This is a genomic window from Rathayibacter rubneri (assembly GCF_023743255.1).
Lineage (GTDB): Bacteria > Actinomycetota > Actinomycetes > Actinomycetales > Microbacteriaceae > Rathayibacter > Rathayibacter rubneri.
The window spans coordinates 1-4764 of the sequence record NZ_JAMRYM010000158.1 but is presented as its reverse complement, the minus strand read 5'-3'; the positions used below and the strand labels follow the sequence as shown (position 1 = coordinate 4764).

Sequence of the window (4764 nt, the reverse complement as noted above, 5' to 3'; positions counted from 1 at the left end):
GACTGCTCGGGCTCCTGCACCACGACGATCAGGGCGCGCGAGACGTCGTCGACGCAGTAGCCGTGCTCGGGGCGGGGCGCGTCGAGCGTGCGGCGTGACCGGACCGCCCCTCCCCTACGCCCACCTCGACGCGCTGACCGACGACCGGGGCCTCTTCGAGCACGCGCTGCTCGACGCGCCCCGCCCCGAGCACGGCTACTGCGTCGACGACGTCTCGCGCGCCCTGATCGTCGTGGTGCAGGAGCCCGAGCAGTCGTTCCTGACCCGGAGGCTGACGGAGCAGTACCTGCGGTTCCTCGAGCACGCCACCGCCGCGGACGGCTCGGTCCACAACCGGATGGGCTCCGACGGCGTCCTCACCGACGACGCGTCGGTCGGCGACTGGTGGGGCCGGAGCGTCTGGGCCGCGGGCGTCACCGTGGTGCACGCCGAGCTGCCCCTCACCCGCCGGCGGGCGATGCGGCTCTTCCTCCGTCTGGCCGAGCAGCGCTCTCCCGACCTCCGCGCGATGACCTTCGCCGTGCTCGGCGCGGCCGAGGTCTGCGAGGTGCGGCCGCACTCGGCGGCGGCGACGCTGCTCCTGGCCGACGCCGCCCCGCTGCTCGCGCGCGGGTCGGGCGACCACTGGCCGTGGCCGGAGCCCCGGCTCCGGTACGCCAACGGCTGCATCCCGGAGGCGCTCCTCGCCGCGGGAGCGGCGCTCGGCGACCCGGTGCTCCTCGCACAGGGCTTCCGCGCCCTGGCGTTCCTCCTGGCTGTGGAGTCGCACGACGGCCACCTCTCGGTCGCCGGAGTCGGAGGTCGCGGTCCCTCGGAGCACGAGGCCCTCTTCGATCAGCAGCCGATCGAGGTGGCGGCGATCGCGGCGGCCTGCGCCCGCGCGCTGACCCTCGAGGAGGACCCGCGCTGGCGCGACGGCCTCGACTCGTGCTGGGCCTGGTTCCAGGGGACGAACGACTCGAGCACCGTCATGCTCGACGCCGCGACCGGAGCGGGCTTCGACGGCCTCGAGCGACGCGGCCGCAACGAGAACCGCGGAGCCGAGTCGACGATCGCGGCCCTGCACACCTCGCTCGTGGTGCGCCGCGCCGCCGTGCTGCCGACCCGCACGGGAGCGCCGCTCGCTCCGATCGCCCGGCTCGTGGCGGACGCGGGGTGACAGCACCGCTCCGGATCGGGATGCTCGCCCCGATCGCCTGGCGCACCCCTCCGCGGCATTACGGACCGTGGGAGCAGGTGACGAGCCTGCTCACCGAGGGACTCGTGCGGCGCGGAGTCGACGTGACGCTCTTCGCCACCGGCGACTCCGTCACCCGCGCCCGGCTCGAGGCGCGCACCCCCGTCGGCTACGCCGAGTCGGTCGAGCCGGTCGACGGCCGCGTCTCGGAGTCGCTGCACATCGCGCACGTGCTCGCCCGCTCGCGGGAGCTGGGCCTGGATCTCGTGCACAACCACCTCGACTGGCTGCCGCTGTCGCTGGCCGCGCAGTGGACGGTGCCGCTGGTCACGACCGTGCACGGCTTCTCCGGCTCCGGCATCCTGCCGGCCTACCTCGAGGCCCTCCGGCATCCGCTGACCGCGCACCTCGTCTCGATCTCGGACAGCGACCGCTCGTCCGACCTCGACTACACCGCCACCGTGCACCACGGGATCGACGTCGACGCGTTCCCGGAACCGGGTGCCGATGTGCGCGACGACCTGGTGATCCTCGGGCGCATCCATCCCGACAAGGGGACCGCCGAGGCGGTGCGGATCGCGGCGAGCGCCGGGCGCAGGCTCGTGATCTGCGGCCTCGTGCAGGACGAGCGCTACTGGCGCGACGAGGTCGAGCCCTTCGTCGACGGCGACCGGGTCGAGTACCGCGGCTCCGTCGGCCCCGAGGAGCGCGCCCGCGTGCTCTCGGGAGCCGCCGCCCTCCTGCATCCGATCGGCTTCGACGAGCCCTTCGGGCTGTCGGTCGTCGAGGCCCTGGCGTGCGGCACCCCGGTGATCGCCTACCGGCGCGGCTCGATGCCCGAGGTCGTCGACGACGGGGTGACCGGCTTCGTGGTCGACTCGGCGGCCGAGGCCGTCGCCGCCCTCGAGCGGGCGGCACGGCTCGACCGCGGTGCGATCCGGGCGGTGGCGCGCCGCCGCTTCGCCGTGGAGCGGATGGTCGACGACTACCTCGCGGTGTACGCGCGCGTGCTGGCCGGTCAGCCCGCCTGAGCCTCGAGGTCGAGCTCCTGGAAGTCGGCGACCTCGCTCAGCCAGCGCTCCTGCACGAAGCCGACGTGCTCCGGATGCGCGTCGTACGCCGCGAACGCCGCCCGGTCGGCGAAGACCATCGAGAACTGCCAGGCCAGGTCGCTCTTCGGGCTGACCTGCCTGCTCACGGTGAAGTCCTCGACCCCCGGGATCCCGGTGAGGAGGCGACGCGCGCTCGCGAGGAACTCCGCCTCCTCGGCGGAGCCCGCCGGGTGCACGAGCGAGAACGCGACGGTGTGCCGGAGCGCCGCACCGGGAGCGATCTCCTCCGACACCTGCCGACGGGCGTCGTCGATGGTCGCCATCACCGAGACGACCTCGTGGTGCGGGTGCACCGGCGACTCGACGAGCCCCTGCCCGACGTAGGAGGCGAAGGCCGTGGCCTGGTGCGCGAGTCCGTCGTGCACCTCGGCGTGGCTCTCGTCGATCCAGGTCGCGGACTCGTCGCCGCCGAGGCCGCCGAGCGTGAGGGTGAGTCCGCTCGGACCGAAGAAGGGGCTGTGCACGAGCAGGCGGCCCCGGGATCCGACGACGAGCGCCTCGACGGGCAGCGACGCCTCGAGCGAGGTCGACAGCAGCGCCCGCGCGCCCGACTCCGTCTCGAGCAGCAGATCGGCGCTCGCGTCGACGCCCGTCTGCTGGTTGACGGTGCCGGAGGCGGTGATCCGGGATGGCGCCCCGATCACCGACGAGGCGAACGAGATCGGGTACACGCCGGCGTCCAGCAGCGCGCCTCCGCCGAGCTCTCGGTTCCACAGCCGGTGCTCCGGGAGGAAGGGCATCAGGAATCCGAAGTCGGCGCGCACCAGGCGCACCTCGCCGAGCACCCCGCTCTCGAGCACCTGGCGGATCACGTCGGCCTGCGGCAGGTAGCGCGTCCACATCGCCTCCATCACGAGCACTCCGGCCGCGCGCCCGGCGTCGGTGATCGCACGCGCCTCGCGCTCCGACATCGCGATCGGCTTCTCGATCAGCACGTGCTTGCCGGCCGCGATCGCGGCGAGCGCCTGGTCGTGGTGCAGCGGGTGCGGAGTGGCGACGTACACGACGTCGACGGTCTCGTCCGCGAGAAGCGCCTCGACCGAGTCGTGGACCGTCGGGATGCCGTGCTGCTGGGCGAACGCCCGGGTCTTCCCGGCGTCGCGGGCGGTGACCGCGACCGCGCGCTGAGCGGTGTGCTCGTGCATCGCGTGCACGAAGCGGGCGGCGATGCCGGTGCCGATCACGCCCCAGCGCAGCGCCGGCACGGAGCCGGGGTCGATCGGTCGCGGGGCGGGGAGCGTCACGGTCATGGGTCGCCTTCTCGTGGGGGTGCCGCCTCGATGCGGCACAGGTCGTCCGGGCGACGCTAGCACCCGGGACCGGGCCTTCGTGGGAGCGCTCTATCGCGTCCCGAACACGGAGCCGCGCGGTTCCGGCACCGCGATCACGAGCGTCCGCGACTGCGCGCGCCACCCGCACTCCGGCCCCTCCGGCTCGCCGAGCAGCCGCCACGACAGCGGCTGCTCCCGCTCGATCAGCACCTCGCCCGCGCGGTCCGCGATCGTCACCGTCGCGTCGTCCGGAGGCGCAGTGCCCACCTCGAACACCCAGCGCCCGTCGTCGTCGCGCGCGACCGGGTACGAGGGCGCGCCGTCGGGAGTCACCGCGTCGGGCCGTGAGCACACGTCGCCGGAGCACAGCCGCACGTCCGCGACGGAGCCGCTCCCCGGCCCCTCCACGCTGATCGTGAGCGTCGTGCTCCACCCGGGGCACGCTTCGGCCGGTGCGCAGCCAGCGAGCACCGCGGCCGCGATCACCGCCGCGATCGCCGCCCCCGCTCCTCGCCTCCGCATGCGCTCATCCTCGCGGTACCCCCGCGCGCCGTCCAGCGTGCCGCGCGCCCACCGCGCCCGCCCGATGCGGCGTCTCGAGCCCCGCACTCCTCCCCCTTGCTGGTCGAGTAGCCCCGAAGGGGCGTATCGAGACCCGATACCGCCAGCAGGTCGGCCCTCAGGGCCGCGCCGAGGACCCGGCGGGATGTTCACCCGAGCGTCACCCGAACCCGTCCTCGCGCGCTTGCTCCCTCGCGTCCGGGGGCGCAGGCTGGCTCCATGACCGATGGAGGGCCCTCGACCGCGAGCACCGGGGAGATCGCGGGCGGAGTCGTCATCGCCGTCGCCGTCGTCCTCCTCCTGGTCTCGGCGTTCGCCTACGGAGCCGGTACCGAGATCGCCTTCTTCCCGCTCCTCGCCGCGTTCGCCCTCGGGATCACGGGGCTGGGCATCCACCTCGCGTTCCGCGAGGCCCGCTTCCGCCGCGACGGCCGCTGAGCCCGGACCGCCGGGCCGGCCGTCCGTCGATCCACGACGCGCGCCCTCCGGCTCTATGCATACGCATCGACTTTCGGTAGCGTGATCGAGTCGCGCCGCCGTGCCCCCGGGCCGTTCGGAGCGACGGCAGGAGCATCCCGAGCGTCGCCCGAATCGACGCGCTCCCGCCCGCGCCCCGTCGGCCACCCGAATCGCCGGCGAGGAG

Annotated in this window: 5 protein-coding genes; 3 read left to right on the top strand and 2 right to left on the bottom strand. The window is 74.2% G+C overall.

Annotation, left to right across the window (positions count from 1 at the left end; genetic code table 11):
* The first annotated feature begins 94 nt into the window (after positions 1-94).
* Both NB037_RS18685 and NB037_RS18680 read left to right on the top strand, forming a co-directional pair.
* Positions 95-1159 (top strand): glycosyltransferase, encoded by a 1065-nt coding sequence (locus NB037_RS18685; protein ID WP_251948453.1) that lies wholly within the window; start codon positions 95-97, stop codon positions 1157-1159.
* On the top strand, positions 1156-2208 hold the full coding sequence (locus NB037_RS18680; protein ID WP_251948452.1) for a glycosyltransferase family 4 protein: 1053 nt from the start codon (positions 1156-1158) through the stop codon (positions 2206-2208). Before NB037_RS18685 ends, NB037_RS18680 begins: the two co-directional genes overlap by 4 nt.
* Here the strand turns inward: NB037_RS18680 and NB037_RS18675 are convergent.
* Positions 2196-3539: a Gfo/Idh/MocA family oxidoreductase gene (locus NB037_RS18675; protein ID WP_251948451.1), complete on the bottom strand. Its 1344-nt coding sequence runs from the start codon at positions 3537-3539 to the stop codon at positions 2196-2198. The two genes, NB037_RS18680 and NB037_RS18675, sit on opposite strands and share 13 nt — an antisense overlap.
* Before the next feature lie 90 nt (positions 3540-3629).
* Positions 3630-4082: a hypothetical protein gene (locus NB037_RS18670; RefSeq protein WP_251948449.1), complete on the bottom strand. Its 453-nt coding sequence runs from the start codon at positions 4080-4082 to the stop codon at positions 3630-3632.
* Between the two features lie 258 nt (positions 4083-4340).
* Between NB037_RS18670 and NB037_RS18665 the strand changes: the two genes are divergently transcribed.
* Positions 4341-4559 carry a hypothetical protein gene (locus NB037_RS18665; protein ID WP_251948447.1) on the top strand — a complete coding sequence of 73 codons (219 nt, stop codon included), beginning with the start codon at positions 4341-4343 and terminating at the stop codon, positions 4557-4559.
* The last annotated feature ends 205 nt before the right edge of the window (positions 4560-4764 follow it).